Source organism: Aliiroseovarius sp. D2-2 (assembly GCF_055809455.1).
On the sequence record NZ_CM147913.1, the window covers coordinates 1818765 to 1835769 of the forward strand.

Genomic DNA, 17005 nt, shown 5'->3' on the forward strand with positions numbered 1-17005 from the left:
CGCTAAGCGCGTCTTATTCTTCCCACCACCACGTCTCGGGCTGGAACCCAAGATAGTCGCCATACATGGGGACGCGGGTAGGGAAGTGCAGTTGTTTGGCATGGGCGATGTGGGACGTGTCGTTATACCCCAGCGGAATGACCAGACGGCTTGCGGTCAACACGCGATCCAAGGCCTTCACGGCGGCGCGGAACCCATCCTGATCTTCAGCCGTCAACATGGCGTCAATCAACCCATCAATCGCCGGATTGGTCACACCCATCCAGTTGCGCGACCCTTCGGTGTCAGAGCTTCCGGCACCCCAATACAGCTTTTGTTCATTGCCTGGCGACAGCGACAGCCCGCGCCAGTAATACGCCATGTCAAAGTCAAAGGCTGTGGTCCGTTCTTTGTACTGCGCGCTATCAACCGATGTGACCGAGGGTGTAATGCCCAGACGCGACAGGGCCGCGATGAAGATATCAATCTCCTGCCGGTTCTCATCCGCACCGGTTTTCAGAAGAACTTCAAATGTGAATGGCGTGCCAGAGGCATCCTTCATCACACCGTCCTGAACGGTCCAACCGGCTTCTTCCATCAAGCCCATCGCCTTGCGAATTCCTGCGCGGTTCCGCTCGGACCCGTCAGAAGTGGGCACCGCGTAGCCTTCGATCGCACCTGCGGGCAGATCATCCGCAAACTGGTCAAGAAGCGCACGGACTTTACCGTCGGCCTCAGAGCCGGGCACCATGCCCAGAACCGAGTTGTGGAAAAAGGACTGAATGCGCTTCTTGGTGCCGCCATGAATGGTCTGGTTCACGAATTCATAGTTGAAGGCGTGGATCATGGCATCGCGCACGCGAATATCCGTGAAGACTGGGCGACGCGTGTTCATCACATAGCCTTTGATGCCAGTGGGGCGCTGATGTGGGATGTCTGACATCACAACGTCGCCTGATTGGACGGAAGGGAAATCGAACTGCGTCGCCCATTTGTGCTCGTTGGTTTCGCGGTGGGTATTCGCTTCTCCGGCTTTGAAAGCCTCAAAGGTCACGCCACCATCCCCGTAGTAGTCAAAGCGGATCTCATCCAGATTGGCTTGTCCGCGCATGAAGGGCACGTCATTGCCCCAGTAATCAGGATTGCGATTCAGCGTCAGATAGCGACCCGGCTCAAAATCCCCAATCACATAAGGACCAGAGGTGATCGGCAGTACATCAACACCAGAGGCTTCGAAATCCTTGCCCTCCCACTGTGCCTTTTTAAGGATTGGACGCAGGCCAAGGATCAATGCCAGCTCGCGATCTTCGGTGTTAAACGTGAACTTGATCGAACGCGGGCCGGTTTTCTCCATCGAGGCGATTTTGCCCCAAGCCCCATGGTAACGCGGGTGACCTTTGGTGCCGAGAGTCTCATAAGACCACATGACATCTTCCACGGTCACCGGGGTCCCATCCGAAAACTGGGCATCCTCGCGCAGGGTAAACGCGACCCATGTGCGTGCGTCATCGGTTTCGACGCTTTCAGCCAGCAGACCGTAAAGCGTAAACGGTTCGTCATAGGAACGTCCCATCAGGCTTTCGGCCAGCATGAAGCGCAGCTGCCATGGGGTGCTGCCTTTCCGAATGTAGGGATGAAGGCTGTCGAAGCTTCCGGCCTCGGCAAAGGTGATGCGCCCACCTTTGGGTGCATCGGGGTTCACATGCGGCAGGGCGGTGAAATCAGCAGGCAGGGCGGGTGTGCCATACATCGCGATTCCGTGCATGGGTTCCGCGTGCACTGCAAACGCCGCAGAAAGAGTAATCGCACCCGTTGCGATCATTCCACGAAGCTTATGGGTTATATTTGTTCTCATGGCGCAACAATCCTTCACGTCCCTGATTTGTTTGGGAAAGACTAGTGGTGGTAATCTGTCTTTTCAAACTTTTAGCTTGGATAAAGGCGTTGAACCGCTTATAAAGAATTCACTGCTCGATAGGTTTCTTGCCTGTATGAAACCTGCCTCAATAACTTTACGCCCGCCTTGTGCGGGCGTTTTTTTTATGGCGCATTCCATGCAGAAATCCAATCGTCCCGTGTTTCGTTTGATGCGAAGAATTGGGTGATTCCTTTGTGATTTTTCCCCCGTTGAAAGCACTGGTACCTTGGATTCCTTGCGTTATGCTGCACTGCAACAGATTTCACTTGGTGGATAAGGAACGCAAACATGGCCATTACTACGTCGTTGGAAGGTAAAACTGCTGTCATTACGGGATCGAATTCCGGCATTGGGCTTGGCGTCGCCCGGGAACTGGCGCGCGCCGGGGCAGATGTCGTTCTTAACTCGTTCACCGATTCGCCTGAAGACCATGCCATCGCGGACGCCATTGCGCAGGAATTTGGCGTGACTGCTCGCTATATTCAGGCCGATATGTCAAAAGCCGCCGATTGCCGCGCATTGGTTGAGAAGGCCGGGCGCTGCGATATTTTGGTGAACAACGCCGGCATCCAATACGTGGCCCCGGTTGAAGATTTCCCAGTAGAAAAGTGGGATGCGATCATCGCGATCAATATGAGCTCGGCTTTTCACACCACGGCAGCTGCCGTGCTGCAAATGCGGGCAAATGGCTGGGGGCGGGTGATCAACGTCGCATCGGCCCATGGTCTAACCGCATCACCCTATAAGTCGGCCTATGTGGCGGCCAAGCACGGCGTGGTTGGATTGACCAAGACCGTTGCGCTTGAGACCGCTGAAGATCCGATCACAGTGAATGCGATTTGCCCTGGGTATGTTTTGACCCCATTGGTGGAAAGCCAGATTCCCGACCAGATGAAAACGCACGGTATGGACCGCGATCAGGTGGTGCGTGAGGTTATGTTGGCCCGTCAGCCCTCGAAGGATTTTGCAACCGTTGAGCAGATGGGTGGCACTGCCACATTCCTGTGTTCCGATGCAGCGGCACAGATCACCGGCACGACCATTTCGGTCGATGGCGGCTGGACAGCGCTGTAGATCATGGCATCCCCCAAACGTATTAACTTGGCCCTTCAAGGCGGCGGTGCGCATGGCGCCTTCACATGGGGCGTGCTTGATTGCCTTTTGGAAGACGAAGGGATCGAGATCGCTGCGATTTCGGGTGCGTCTGCTGGCGCGCTTAATGGTGCCGCGCTAAAGGCCGGACTTGTCTCGGATGGCAAGGGGCAGGATCGCGATGCGGCCCGCGCCGCGCTTGATGCGCTTTGGCATCGGCTTGCTGGCGTGAATGATCTGCGTCTGACCTCATGGTTTGCGCAGTTTGCACCGCAAAGTGACCTGATCAGCCAGACGCTTGAAGCGACACCGGTCTTTGCATGGGCTGATATGGCCAGCCGAGTGATGAGCCCTTATTCATATGGCCCATTTTACGTGAACCCATTGAAGTCAGTGGTGGATGTGTTTGATTACGATCAGGTCTGCGCAAATACTGGCCCGCGTCTCTATGTGTCCGCGACCAACGTCCGAACTGGCAAAATTCGGGTGTTTCAAGGCGACGAGATTTCGACCAATGCGATCTTGGCGTCTGCATGCTTACCAACGGTGTTTAAGGCCGTCGAGTTCGAGGACCCCAAAACCGGACAGGTCGAGGCCTTCTGGGACGGTGGTTATACAGGCAACCCGGCTCTGTTCCCGCTTTTCGATCGTACGCTTCCCGCGGATCTAGTTGTGGTAAACATCAATCCGCTGTTCCGACCGGATGTGCCAACCACGGGGCAGGATATTCAAAACCGTATCAACGAGATCAGCTTTAACTCGTCTTTGCTGCGCGAGCTTCGTGCGATCAGATTTGTGAAGCGCCTGATTTCTGAAGGACAGATGTCGTCTGATAAAATGCGGGATATTTTGGTTCACATGATCTCGGACGATGTGTTGATGCGGGATTTGTCGATTGCAACCAAGATGATCCCCACAGCTGTGATGCTATCACGGTTGAAAGAAGCTGGGCGCAACGCTGCAAAGGCGTTTTTGTCTGCGCATCGGGATGACCTGAACACCAACAGTACAGTCGATCTGGAAGAGATGTTTGGCTGACGTTTAGTGTAGCGTTCCGTTCACCACACCAAGCAGCAGCTTCGCCGCAATGGCCCACATGACCACGCCGATGATCACATCAAGAACCCGCCACGAGGCGGGTTTTTGCATGATGGGCGCCAAGAACCGCGCGCCATAGCCCAGCGAGAAGAAGAAAACGAAGCTTGAGATCACCGCACCAGCGCCAAAGATGATGCGCGTATTCCAATCGGCGTATGAGGTCGAAATGGCTCCGATCAACCCAAGCGTATCCAGATAGACATGCGGGTTCGCCCAAGTAAACGCTGCGGCAATGGCCAAAGTGGCCCAAAGCCCGCGCGACTTGCCCGCGATCTCCATCGCGTAGTTGCCCTTAATCGCTGCCAGAAAGCGCATAAGCCCGTAAATGATCAGGAAAGCTGCACCGGCAAGCGCCATGACCAGCGGCAGGGATGGCATCGCCTCGACCAATACGCCGAAACCGGCAACGCCTGCTGCGATCAAAAGCGCATCAGAGGCTGCGCAAAACAGGCATAGCCAGAAGACGTGCTGTTTCATCAGCCCTTGTCTTAGGACAAACGCGTTTTGTGCCCCGATCGCCAAAATCAGTGAAAAGCCAGTGGCAAACCCCGTCAGTGCAGGCGCAAAGCTCATACGTTTTCGGGGCCGTCGACAGGTTCAGAGGGGTCTTTGGAATTTGGATAAACCAACCCGGCCGAGATCACCAATTTGGCGGCATCTTCGACGGTCATGTCCAGTTCGACCACAGAATGGCGCGGAACGAACAGCAAAAACCCAGAAGTGGGGTTGGGCGTCGTTGGCAGAAAGACCGAGATGATATCCTCGTTCACAGGAATACGCATATCCACTTCACCCTTTGCTTTGGTCGAAATGAACGCGATCGCCCAAATGCCTTTGCGTGGGTATTCGACAAGACACGCCTTATCGAATTTCGTGTCAGTGGATTGGCTGAACACGGTTTCTGCGATCTGCTTCAACCCGTTATACAAGGACCGCACGACCGGCATACGATCCACAAGCCGTTCGCCCCAGGACAAGAATGAGCGTCCGATCAAGCCCTTGGTGATCCACCCCACCAGCACGGTGAAGATCAGGAAGACCACAACGCCCAAACCGCGCACATTCACGCGCACGTCCTCGCCGAACAGCATCTTGAACCATGTGCTATCACCAAAGAGCCAATCGATCAGTGCGTCCGGGTGATAAGACGCAGGTACAAAGGGCAAAACCCAGCTATCGATCCAGCCAACGAAGGTCCAAATCATCCACATGGTAATGGCAATGGGAACCACGACCACGAGGCCCGCAAGGAAGTTGTTGCGCAGACCGGTAAAGGGGCGCCACTTGCGCCTGTGGTGGTCGTCTTCTTCGTGCATGTAGGAGGGTTCCCATTTCTTCTTGCGTAAAACTTATGTGCTTGGGGCCGGATCGGCAATAGCATGCGTTATCTATTTGTATCCTTCTGTCCGATCGGGTCGCGGAATTTCAAGGGCTTGCGTGCGATCTGGTCGGGTAGGGGGTGGACGTCGTATCGTAGATGCGCCTATCTCTTTTAAAAGTGATCAACCCAACAGGTGCCGACCCAAGATGAGCAAGCTTCGCCAGATTGCCGTTTCTAAACTGACTGATGAACAGGCGCAGGAAGAGCTCGCGCGCCTTGCAGAGCTGCTGCATGCTGCAAATCTGGCCTATCACGGCAAAGATGCGCCCGATATTTCGGACGCAGATTATGATGCCGCCAAGCGCCGCAATGCCGAGATTGAAGAACGCTTTCCACATTTGAAACACGCTGACAGTGCGTCCGATCAGGTTGGGGCAGCGCCCTCAGACGGGTTTGGTAAGATTGCGCATGAAGTGCGGATGTTATCACTGGGCAATGCGTTCTCTGACGAAGATGTTCAAGAATTTGAGGCTCGTATCAGGTCTTTCCTCGGTTTGACGGGCGATGCGGCGCTTGCTTTCACGGCAGAACCAAAGATCGATGGGTTGTCCCTTTCGATCCGGTATGAAGGTGGAAAGCTGGTGCATGCCGTCACGCGGGGCGATGGTGCCGTTGGCGAAAATGTCACTGAAAATGCGTTAACTATCAAAGATATACCGCAATATCTTCAGGATGCCCCAGATGTTCTTGAGGTCCGCGGCGAAGTTTACATGTCGCATGAGGATTTTGCCGATCTGAATGAACGCTATGCTGCGCGTGGGGGGAAAACCTTCGCCAATCCGCGCAATGCGGCAGCCGGATCCTTGCGTCAGCTTGATGCCTCGATCACTGCCGATCGTCCGCTTCGGTTTTTCGCATATGCATGGGGGGCATTGTCCGCACCGCTGGCAGAGACGCAGATGGGGGCCGTGGCCCGATTGGCGGAACTTGGTTTTCAGACCAATCCGCTAACCAAACGGTTCGATGATCTTGCAGATTTGCTGGCGCATTATCGGCAGATCGAAGCACAGCGTGCCACGCTGGGGTATGATATCGACGGGGTCGTCTACAAGGTGGATGACCTGTCATTGCAAGCGCGATTGGGATTCAGGTCCACTACGCCACGTTGGGCCATCGCGCATAAATTTCCGGCGGAAAAGGCGTGGACTCGTTTGGAAGCCATCGACATTCAAGTCGGCCGCACAGGGGCGTTGTCACCTGTCGCACGGCTGGCGCCGGTGACTGTGGGCGGTGTTGTGGTGTCCAACGCCACACTTCACAACGAAGACTACATCGCGGGGTGCAACAACACAGGGGCCCAAATCCGCGATGGCAAAGACATCCGTGTTGGGGACTGGGTCGAGGTCTACCGCGCAGGCGATGTGATCCCAAAAATCTCGGATGTGGATTTGACGAAACGTGCGTCGGATGCGGTGCCGTTTGAGTTTCCGAAGCTTTGCCCGGAATGCGGATCAGATGCGATCCGGGATGAGGGCGATGCGGTGCGCCGCTGTACCGGCGGCATCATCTGCCCCGCGCAAGCTGTTGAGAAGTTGAAGCATTTCGTCAGCCGTGGTGCGTTTGATATTGATGGACTGGGCGCAAAACAGGTCGAGATGTTCTATCACGACGAAGGCCTGCCAATTCGCGAACCCGCCGACATCTTTACGCTGAAAACCCGTGATGCCGGGCAGTTGGCACGTTTAAAAAACCGCGATGGCTGGGGTGAGAAAAGCGCCGAAAAGCTTTTTGAAGCAATTGAAGAACGACGTGTAATCCCCTTAAATAAATTGATATTTGCACTTGGCATTCGACATGTTGGTGAAAGTGCCGGCAATCTTCTGGCCCGCCATTATGGCACGTGGGATGCGTTTGAGGCTGCTGTAACGGCAGCAAAGCCTGACACGTCCGAGTGGGATGATTTGGTGTCCATTGACGGCGTGGGTGCTGTGATGGTCGGATCACTGGTCGCGGCCTTTGCGCAAGAGCGAGAGCGCGCCTCGATCGACCGTTTGGTAGAGCAATTGGACATTCAACCCATTGAAGCCCCCAAAACAGATGGCAGCCCGGTTGCGGGCAAAGTTGTCGTGTTTACAGGGTCGCTTGAGAAAATGACCCGCGCTGAAGCGAAGGCCAGGGCTGAAGCGCTTGGGGCTAAGGTTTCAGGCTCGGTCTCGGGCAAGACGGATTTGCTGGTGGCGGGACCCGGGGCAGGGTCCAAGGCCAAAAAAGCCGCAGATCTTGGGGTTGAAACCATCGACGAAGATGGTTGGCTTGAGCTGATTGGGGATGCGTAATGTCGACCCGGCCTGAAATCCTGTTTCCATTGTTCGCCGAGCTTGAAACGCTTGGTGGCATTGGGCCAAAGACGGCTAAGGCTTTGGAAGGATTGGGGATTACCCTGCCGCGAGACCTTCTGTTCTGGCTGCCGCACGCCGGGATTGATCGCAAGTTCCGCGCCTCGGTGACCGAGGTGCAGCCCGGAGATATGGCGACCGTCGAGATCGAAGTGAACGCACATCGCCCTGGTCGCTCGCGCAACGCACCATACCGGGTTGAGGTCAGCGATCCATTAACCACGTTTGAGCTCGTGTTCTTCCACGCCAATGCGCGCTGGTTGGAACAGCAACTGCCTGAGGGCGCAAAGCGCGTGATTTCGGGCAAGGTCGAACATTTCGACGGCAAGGTGCAGATAGTGCATCCCGATTTCATCCTGCCGCCACACGAGGCCGCGCAGATACCCCGATTTTGAGCCCGTCTATCGATTAACGGCGGGCGTGACTGGGAAAACGGTGATGAAGGGCGTTGGTGATGTTCTAAGTCGCCTGCCGATCTTGCAAGACTGGGTCGATCCAGCGCTGAAAGAACGCGAACACTGGCCCGATTGGCATGTCGCGTTGATGCAGGCCCATGCGCCCGAGGGGCCTGATGATCTATCCCCCCAAACAGCCGCGCGCCGCCGCTTGGCCTATGATGAGTTCTTCGCTCACCAACTTACACTTGCCTTGGCGCGGGCCACCGTGCGACGTGGCAAAGGGCGGGTCAGCGTTGGAACGGGCGCGCTGCGCAACAAAGTGTTGGCTGCGTTGCCTTATAAGCCAACAGGGGCACAATCACGGGCCGTGGATGAGATTGCCGCGGACATGGCCGCAGGCACGCGGATGAACCGATTGCTTCAAGGCGACGTGGAATCCGGAAAGACGTTGGTCGCGCTGATGTCGCTTCTGGTTTCGGTCGAGGCTGGCGGGCAGGGCGTCATGATGGCCCCCACCGAAATTCTGGCGCGTCAGCATCTGGAAGGCTTACGCCCCTTGGCAGATGAGGCCGGCGTTGTTGTCGAGCTCCTGACTGGTCGTGACAAAGGAGCCGAGCGTCGTCGCAAGCTTGAGGCCTTGAAGGCTGGAGACATTCACATCCTTGTCGGCACCCATGCGGTGTTCCAGAAAGATGTGGAATTTCAGGACCTTCGCTTGGCTGTAGTCGATGAACAGCACCGGTTTGGCGTGTCTCAGCGAATGGAGCTGGGGGCGAAGGGACAAGCGTCAGATGTGCTTGTCATGACGGCCACACCGATCCCGCGCAGTCTGGCGCTGGCGCAATATGGCGACATGGATGTCTCGGTTCTTGATGAAAAGCCACCGGGCCGCAAACCCATTAAAACCGTGCTGATCAACACCGGTCGCTTGGATGAAGTGGTGGACCGTTTGCGCAATGCGATTGCTGACGGAGCACAATGTTATTGGGTCTGTCCGCTGGTCGAGGAAAGCGAGGTCATGGATATGACCGCCGCCGAAGAACGGTTCAAACATCTGCGCGCTGAACTGGGCGAAGGGGTTGTCGGTTTGGTGCACGGCCAAATGCCTGCATCTGAAAAAGATACGGCAATGGCGGAGTTCGTAGCTGGTAAGACCAAGCTTTTGGTTGCGACGACGGTGATTGAGGTCGGCGTGGACGTACCCAATGCCTCGATCATGGTGATCGAACGGGCCGAGCATTTTGGGTTGGCACAGTTGCACCAGCTGCGCGGCCGCGTCGGGCGGGGGCAGGCAGCATCCACCTGTTTGTTGATGTATCAATCCCCGTTGACCGAAGGCGGAGAGAAACGCCTGTCGGTTATGCGCGACACGGAAGACGGGTTCGTCATTTCAGAGGCTGATCTGGAATTGCGCGGCGCTGGCGATGTGCTGGGCACGGCGCAATCGGGACTTCCCCGGTTCTGGGTCGCGGATCTGGAACATCAGGCCGGTTTGATGGCTGTGGCCCAAAAAGATGCGCGGCTGTTGCTGCAACAAGACCCTGACCTCAGCACGCCGCGCGGGCACGCTGCGCGCGTTCTTTTATGGTTAATGCGGCAGGATGAAGCGATCCGTTTGATTTCAGTGGGTTAGCAGCTTTGTTCTCTAAAGTTCACAAATGTTCTTAAAAAGTTCTTTACAAAGTGTTCCGTGATATGCGAACAAAATAGCAACACGGATGCAGCGACACACGTTGCCCACAAAGACTGAGAGCAGGAGTAACCCCATGTTGAACGATGTAAAAATCGCACTGTCCCGATCCACGACCACGATTGTCTCGGATACGCTTGGGGCGATCTCGTTGCTTGTGCTTTTGCTAGGCGCGTTGCATCTGCCGGGGATGATCTAACCCGAAATTCAAGTTTCTGCCTGCGGATGGTCTGATCCTGCATCATGTCCCAGAAGCGTTTCTGTCCCGAAACCTTCACGATGCTTTCGACGGTGTACCGCCCGTCACCTGCCTGTCGGTTTTTTTTGCCTCTTACCGACGCTTATTTGGATGACCAATGCCGCATCACTTCCGCCGCCTCCCTGCCAGGAGCGCGGCGGTTTTTTTGTTGGGTGGGTTATGCGTTGGCTTTTGCTGCGTCGAACGCATCCAGGGTGGCATCAAAAGCCAACAAGATAGACGCATGACGGTTTTTAAACTCCCGCGCGGGCTGCAGCACTTCATAGCCCGCGAAAGGGGCAGAGGGCACGGGACCGTTGTCTTTCAGCATGGCAGAAAGCTCGTCACGGCCACGCTGCAGAATGTCCTGATCCAATCCAATGACAACCTTGCCCAAGATCGACGCCGATGCTTGCCCCAAGGCGCAGGCCTTTACGTTCTGAGAGTACGCAGCAACGTTGTTGTCACTCAGGGACAGTTCGACCGACACCATAGACCCACAAAGCGGTGAACGCGCTTTGGCTTGCCCTTGCGGGGCCTCCAAAGCAGTCTGATGCGGTATAGACGCAGCTAAAGCCAGAATTTGCTTGGAGTAGAGCTGGATCAGGTCATTGTAGCTCATCACAGGGCCTTTCGTCGGGCGGGTATCCGATCTACATAGAAGCGCGCAGTTGGAAAGAAAAGGACAGGCCATGAAATTTGATGCGAGCCAGCTAAAGTTTGATGACAAGGGTCTGATCCCTGCCATTGCCCAAGACGATACCTCGGGCGAAGTGTTGATGATGGCTTGGATGAACAAAGAGGCGGTTGAACGCACTTTGGACACAGGCCGCGTGACATATTGGTCGCGCTCGCGTCAGGGCTTTTGGGTCAAAGGCGAAAGCTCGGGCAATGTGCAGGAATTGGTGGATTTCCGCTATGATTGCGACCGCGATTGTCTGTTGGTGATGGTCAATCAGACCGGTCCAGCCTGTCACACCAACCGGCGCAGTTGTTTTTATACTGCCGTGCGCGATGGGAATGACGTCGAGCTGATGACGCCCGAAACCTAAAGCCCAACCATCTTTCGGATGTCTTCCGGCGACTTACCCTCGGCCCGATAGGTCGAAATCGCACGCGCGTCATCGCGTTTGGCAAGGCGCTTGCCGTTCTCATCGCGGATCAGGCGGTGGTGGTGGTAAATGGGGGTCGGCAGGTCGAGCAGCCATTGCAGCAGGACGTGGATTTTAGTTGCCTCAAACAGATCTTGGCCTCGGACGACATGGGTAATGCCTTGGGCTGCGTCGTCAAGAACAACGGAGAGGTGATAAGACCCAAGGAAATCTCGGCGTGACAGGACGATGTCTCCGATTGAACGAGAGAGGCTGTTAAATCTGATGCTACCAGTCTCGCCGTTTGGCCCGATACCTGTTTCGGTGAATGACATGTCGTGCGGCGCGCCCTGCGCGGCATAAAAATCGGTTTCTACGTCGCGAGTTCTGAGCCTCAACGCACCGTCTGGGCGTTGATGATGGGGGAGGTGGTCACGCAACTCGCGGCAGGTGCCGGGATAAACCGGGCCATCTGGGCCGAACACGGGTTCCGCACCTTCTTGTGGTGCGCTTAAAGCGGCATCGATGTCGCGTCGGGTGCAATGGCACAAATACAAGGCGCCGCGACGCCAAAGGTCGTCCAGCGCAGCTTCATAAGCACCAATCCGATCCGACTGTCGCAGGGGGGCCGCATCCCAAGTGATGCCCAGCCAGGCGAGATCCTCATAGATCTGATCTTCCCAGTGCGGCCGAGAGCGGGTTGTGTCGATATCTTCGATCCGCAAAAGGAACTTGCCACCTACTGCACGCGCCATGTCATGGGCCAGAAGCGCGGAACAGGCATGGCCCAGATGCAAAGGGCCGGTTGGGCTGGGCGCAAATCTTGTAATAAAATCCGTCATTTGCGCCCGCTCCCTTATGCGAAACTCGCCAGCCAGTTGGTCCAATCGGCCTTGGCGCGATCCGTATAGGCTTTGTAGCGGTCTTTGCGACCACGACGTCCACCTTTCAATCCGTCCACCGGCTGGAACAGACCAAAGTTCACGTTCATCGGCTGGAATGTCTTGGCCTCGGCCCCGCCGGTGATGTGGTGGATCAAAGCCCCCATGGCGGTGTCTTGCGGCACCGTCGGCACGTCCTGACCAAGGATCTCAGCAGCCGCAAGGCGACCAGCCAGCAATCCCATAGCGGCACTTTCCACATAGCCTTCAACACCTGTCACCTGACCCGCAAACCGCAGGTTAGGGCGGGTTTTCAAGCGCATCTGATCGTCCAGAAGCGTGGGCGAGTTCATGAACGTATTGCGGTGGATGCCGCCCAGACGCGCGAAGGACGCATTTTCCAAGCCCGGAATGGTCTTAAAGACCTCAGCTTGCGCGCCGTATTTCATCTTGGTTTGAAAGCCGACGATGTTGAAGAGCGTTCCCAAAGCGTTGTCGCGACGAAGCTGGACAACCGCATAGGCCTTATCATCAGGCTTATGGGCGTTGGTCAGACCAACGGGCTTCATCGGACCAAAGCGTAGGGTTTCGCGGCCACGCTCGGCCATGACCTCAATCGGCAGGCAACCGTCGAAATAGGTGGCAGTTTCGCCCTCGTGGAACTCGGTCTTATCGGCGGCTAGCAACGCGTCGATGAACGCTTCATACTGTTCCTTCGTCATAGGACAGTTCAGATAGGCTTTCTGTTCTTCCTCAGTCTCGCCTTTGTCGTAGCGCGACTGCGCCCAGACCACATCCATGTCGATGCTGTCGGCATAGACAATGGGAGCGATCGCATCGAAGAACGCCAGGCGTTCGGCGCCGGTTTCGCGGGCAATCGCTTCACCAAGTGTGGGCGAGGTAAGGGGGCCCGTGGCGAAGATCCAGTTGCCGCCTTTGGGCAGTTCGGTGATCTCACCATATTCAACGCTGACATTTGGCAATGCGCGCAGTTTGGCTGTGACATGTTGGGCAAAAGCCTCGCGGTCCACGGCAAGCGCACCACCAGCGGGCAGGCGATTTTCGTCGGCGCTGGACATGATCAAGCCGTCAGCTTGGCGCATCTCCCAATGCAGAAGGCCAACCGCGTTCTGTTCATCATCATCAGACCTGAATGAGTTCGAGCAGACCATTTCGGCAAAGTCGCCAGATTGGTGGGCAAATGTCTCGACCTGAGGGCGCATTTCATGCAGCACAACATCGACGCCCATATGCGCCGCTTGCCATGCTGCTTCGGAACCGGCCATGCCGCCCCCGACAATATGGAGTGTCTTATCTGTCATGACCCGCAGATAGGACATCATCTAAGAAATGAAAAGCCCGCCATGGGGATGGCGGGCTTTTCCGGGTGAGGGGATGTCACCCGTGCCCCGTTAATCGGGGACGTCCTTTCTGACCTTTGGGGTGGGGTGGATCAGAAAGGAAAGAGAATTCAGTTTCTATCGATTTAGTTGATCCTGCTGTAAGACGTCCATGGTCGACATTCCAACTAGGCGGAGGTCCGCCGTCATTTACAATCGCGCTATAGTTGAGAAGCTATAAGGGCAATTGAGGCAAAATTAAGGAAGTGTTTGCTAAACAGTAGATTGCATCCAAAAATTGCCGACGCTCACTGATTGTAATTCTGATTTATAAGCCAGTTGTCAGGAGTTCTTTGCCTGCATCAAATCCCAGGGATTTCCGTGCAGGTCCTCGAAAACGACAACTTTGCCGTAGGTTTCATTTCGGGGTAGCTCGCGAAACGTGACTCCGAACTTTCGCATCCTAGAATAAGCGCGATCAAAATCATTCGTGAATAAGAAGTGGCCAACGCGGCCCCCGGCCTGACGTCCAATTGTATCGGCCTGTTCGCCTACTGCGCGAGCAATCAGAAAAGCGGTGTCAGCGTCTTCGGTCGGGGCCATACGGACCCAGCGTTTGCCGTCCCCCATGTCGGTATCTTCTAGCAACACGAACTCAAGTGCGTCCTGAAACCAAGCAATGGCTTTGTCATAGTCGTCTGTAAGAAAGGTGACTAGGGCTAGTCGGTTCATTGTGTCCCTTTAAGACAGCAGAGTGATCTTACAGTCCAATGACATTTAGAGGGATTGAGGCGCGTGACCCAAGACATGGATCACGCGCTAAACCTTATTCCTCTTCGCCGGATGCCTCGGCGTCATCATCTTCTGATTGCTCAACAATCCGCGCGACCGAGACGACTTCTTCGCCTTTCCCGGTGTTGAAGACTTTTACGCCACCCGCACCACGTGATCGGAAACTGATCCCATCTACGGGGCAGCGGATTGACTGACCTTTAGAGGTGGCCAGCATGATCTGGTCTTCGATCTCAATCGGGAAACAGGCGACGATCTCGCCACCTTTCATGGCTGCAACACCCTGACCACCACGGCCGCTGACGCGATAATCGTGGCTTGATGTCAGATTGCCGATGCCGCCCTTGTTGATCGTGACCAACAGGTCATTGGCGGCCAGCATTTCCTGATAGCGTTCATCGGCCAGATCGCTAGACACTTCTTCGCTGCTGTCATCGTCCGCGTCGTTCCCAAGTTCAGTGCGGAAACGTTTGATGAACGCGTTGCGCTCATCCGGTGTGGCCTCAAAGTGCTTGATGACCGAGGCCGAGACGACTTCGTCCCCTTCGTTCACCAGCTTGATGCCACGTACACCGGTGGATGCGCGCGAGTTAAACACACGCGCATCAGTCACAGGGAAGCGAATGGCGCGACCGCCCGAGGTGACAAGCATCACATCGTCGTTTTCATCACAGATGCGCGCATTGATCAGGCGGGTGCCTTCGTCGTCGCCTTCGAATTTCATCGCGATTTTGCCGTTGGCTTTCACATTGGTGAAATCTGACAGTCGGTTGCGACGAACCGAGCCTTTGGACGTCGCAAAGACGATCTGCAGGTCATCCCATTCATCCTCGTCCCGGTCGACGGGCAGGATGGCCGCAATCGAAACACCGGTTGGGATGGGCAGGATGTTAACCAAGGGCTTGCCCTTCGCGGTCCGACCGCCTTGGGGCAGGCGCCATGTCTTCAGCTTGTAGGCCATACCGTCATCGGTGAAGAACAGAAGCTGAGTATGCGTGTTGGCAACGAAAAGCGTGGTGATCACGTCTTCGTCTTTGGTCTGCATGCCAGACAAGCCCTTACCGCCACGTTTCTGCGCGCGGAAATCGGCCAGAGGTGTGCGTTTTGCCCAACCAGTCGACGTAATAGTGACGACCATATCCTCGCGTTCGATCAGGTCTTCGTCATCCATATCGCCAGACCATTCGACGATCTGTGTGCGGCGGGGAACGGCGAAGGCTTCCCGTACTTCAAGAAGCTCGTCCGAGATGATCGACATGATCCGTTCACGCGACCGAAGGATGTCCAGATAGTCGCGGATCTTTGCGGCCAATTCCTGCAGCTCGTCCGTGACTTCTTTTACGCCCATGGCGGTCAGACGTTGCAAGCGCAGTTCCAGAATGGCGCGGGCTTGCGTTTCAGACAGGTTATAGGTCCCGTCGTCGTTCATCTTATGGGTCGGATCGTCAATCAGCTGGATGTACTCTGCGATATCACCTGCTGGCCAGCGACGCGACATCAGCTTGGCGCGCGCATCTGCTGGGTCTTGCGAGGATCTGATGGTCGCGACCACCTCGTCCACGTTTGAAACAGCCACCGCCAGACCACACAGGATGTGGCTGCGTTCACGCGCTTTGCGCAGATCATAGGCCGTACGTCGCGTCACAACTTCCTCGCGGAAGGTGATGAAATAGCTTAGGAAATCGCGCAGGGTCAGTTGCTCGGGCCGTCCGCCATTCAAGGCCAGCATGTTACAGCCGAATGAGGTTTGCATCGCCGTATGGCGGAACAGTTGGTTCAAAACGACTTCGGGCGTTGCATCGCGCTTCAGCTCGACCACAACGCGCACACCGATCCGGTCACTTTCATCCTGGACGGCAGAAATGCCTTCAAGCTTCTTGTCGCGCACCCCTTCGGCGATGCGTTCCACAAGCGTGGCTTTGTTCACCTGATAGGGAATTTCGTCCAAAACAATCGCATAGCGATCCTTGCGGATCTCCTCGATCCGGGTCTTGGCACGCATGATGACGCTGCCACGGCCTTCCAAATAGGCTTTCTGCGCACCGGAACGGCCCAACATGATCCCACCTGTGGGGAAATCGGGGCCGGGGATGTACTCCATCAAGCCTTCAGAAGACAAATCGGGGTCTTCGATCAGCGCCAGAGTGCCGTCGATCACTTCGCCAAGGTTGTGCGGCGGGATGTTGGTGGCCATACCCACAGCGATACCGCCGGCACCATTGACCAGCATGTTCGGGAAACGGGCGGGCAGGACGGTCGGCTCAAGATCCTTGCCGTCATAGTTGTCTTGGAAATTTACGGTGTCTTTTTCAATGTCCGCCAGCAATGAGGCCGCAGGCTTGTCCATCCGCACTTCGGTATAACGCATCGCAGCCGGGTTATCCCCGTCCATCGAGCCAAAGTTACCTTGGCCGTCCAAAAGCGGTAGCGACATGGAAAACGGCTGGGCCATACGCACCAGCGCGTCATAGATCGCACTATCACCATGGGGGTGATACTTACCCATCGTGTCGCCCACAGGACGGGCCGATTTACGGTAAGGTTTGTCGTGGCCGTTATTTGTCTCGTACATCGCGTAAAGGATGCGGCGGTGGACAGGTTTCAATCCGTCACGAAGGTCTGGAATCGCCCGGCTCACGATCACGCTCATTGCGTAGTCGAGGTATGAGCTTTTCATTTCCTCTTCGATGGAAATCTGAGGGCCGTCATAGACGGGGCGCTCGGGCATTTCGTCCATGTTTTCCGGGGTATCAGGGGTATCTGTCACGTTG

At 55.9% G+C, this 17005-nt stretch carries 13 protein-coding genes and 1 pseudogene; 6 read left to right on the forward strand and 8 right to left on the reverse strand.

Annotation, left to right across the window (positions count from 1 at the left end):
* Positions 1-13: 13 nt before the first annotated feature.
* A complete protein-coding gene (locus AC0L6A_RS08945; protein WP_473289389.1) occupies positions 14-1834 on the reverse strand; it encodes an extracellular solute-binding protein in 1821 nt (606 codons plus the stop codon).
* Positions 1835-2185: 351 nt separating this feature from the next.
* On the opposite strand from AC0L6A_RS08945, the gene AC0L6A_RS08950 reads away from it, so the two are divergent.
* Together AC0L6A_RS08950 and AC0L6A_RS08955 are read left to right on the forward strand one after the other, a co-directional pair.
* Entirely contained in the window at positions 2186-2971 is a 786-nt protein-coding gene (locus AC0L6A_RS08950) for a 3-hydroxybutyrate dehydrogenase (protein WP_473289391.1), read from the forward strand.
* A gap of 3 nt (positions 2972-2974) precedes the next feature.
* Positions 2975-4027 carry a patatin-like phospholipase family protein gene (locus AC0L6A_RS08955; RefSeq protein WP_473289392.1) on the forward strand — a complete coding sequence of 351 codons (1053 nt, stop codon included), beginning with the start codon at positions 2975-2977 and terminating at the stop codon, positions 4025-4027.
* A gap of 3 nt (positions 4028-4030) precedes the next feature.
* Here AC0L6A_RS08955 and AC0L6A_RS08960 read toward each other — a convergent pair whose 3' ends face one another.
* Positions 4031-4660 (reverse strand): LysE/ArgO family amino acid transporter, encoded by a 630-nt coding sequence (locus tag AC0L6A_RS08960; protein ID WP_473289394.1) that lies wholly within the window; start codon positions 4658-4660, stop codon positions 4031-4033.
* Entirely contained in the window at positions 4657-5403 is a 747-nt protein-coding gene (locus tag AC0L6A_RS08965) for a DUF502 domain-containing protein (RefSeq protein WP_473289396.1), read from the reverse strand. The genes AC0L6A_RS08960 and AC0L6A_RS08965 overlap by 4 nt, the downstream gene beginning before the upstream one ends.
* 211 nt (positions 5404-5614) lie before the next feature.
* Between AC0L6A_RS08965 and ligA the strand changes: the two genes are divergently transcribed.
* The 3 genes and pseudogenes from ligA to AC0L6A_RS08980 all read left to right on the forward strand — a co-directional run bounded on the left by ligA (position 5615) and on the right by AC0L6A_RS08980 (position 10091).
* A complete protein-coding gene (ligA, locus tag AC0L6A_RS08970) occupies positions 5615-7744 on the forward strand; it encodes an NAD-dependent DNA ligase LigA (RefSeq protein ID WP_473289398.1) in 2130 nt (709 codons plus the stop codon).
* Positions 7744-9835, forward strand: a pseudogene (gene recG / locus AC0L6A_RS08975) (ATP-dependent DNA helicase RecG). The gene ligA and the pseudogene recG overlap by 1 nt, the downstream one beginning before the upstream one ends.
* Before the next feature lie 133 nt (positions 9836-9968).
* Complete coding sequence (locus tag AC0L6A_RS08980) at positions 9969-10091, forward strand: hypothetical protein (RefSeq protein ID WP_424939879.1); 123 nt, start codon at positions 9969-9971, stop codon at positions 10089-10091.
* A 217-nt stretch (positions 10092-10308) separates the two neighbouring features.
* Here AC0L6A_RS08980 and AC0L6A_RS08985 read toward each other — a convergent pair whose 3' ends face one another.
* On the reverse strand, positions 10309-10752 hold the full coding sequence (locus AC0L6A_RS08985) for an iron-sulfur cluster assembly scaffold protein (RefSeq protein ID WP_473289400.1): 444 nt from the start codon (positions 10750-10752) through the stop codon (positions 10309-10311).
* A 70-nt stretch (positions 10753-10822) separates the two neighbouring features.
* On the opposite strand from AC0L6A_RS08985, the gene hisI reads away from it, so the two are divergent.
* Positions 10823-11182: a phosphoribosyl-AMP cyclohydrolase gene (gene hisI, locus AC0L6A_RS08990; protein ID WP_473289401.1), complete on the forward strand. Its 360-nt coding sequence runs from the start codon at positions 10823-10825 to the stop codon at positions 11180-11182.
* Here hisI and gluQRS read toward each other — a convergent pair.
* The 4 genes from gluQRS to gyrA form a co-directional block, all read right to left on the reverse strand.
* Positions 11179-12063, reverse strand: coding sequence for a tRNA glutamyl-Q(34) synthetase GluQRS (gluQRS, locus tag AC0L6A_RS08995; RefSeq protein ID WP_473289402.1), 885 nt, complete (start codon positions 12061-12063; stop codon positions 11179-11181). The two genes, hisI and gluQRS, sit on opposite strands and share 4 nt — an antisense overlap.
* Positions 12064-12077: 14 nt before the next feature.
* Complete coding sequence (trmFO, locus tag AC0L6A_RS09000) at positions 12078-13424, reverse strand: methylenetetrahydrofolate--tRNA-(uracil(54)-C(5))-methyltransferase (FADH(2)-oxidizing) TrmFO (protein WP_473289403.1); 1347 nt, start codon at positions 13422-13424, stop codon at positions 12078-12080.
* A gap of 360 nt (positions 13425-13784) precedes the next feature.
* A complete protein-coding gene (locus AC0L6A_RS09005) occupies positions 13785-14174 on the reverse strand; it encodes a VOC family protein (RefSeq protein WP_473289405.1) in 390 nt (129 codons plus the stop codon).
* Positions 14175-14268: 94 nt separating this feature from the next.
* Entirely contained in the window at positions 14269-17001 is a 2733-nt protein-coding gene (gyrA, locus tag AC0L6A_RS09010) for a DNA gyrase subunit A (RefSeq protein ID WP_473293433.1), read from the reverse strand.
* Between the last annotated feature and the right edge of the window lie 4 nt (positions 17002-17005).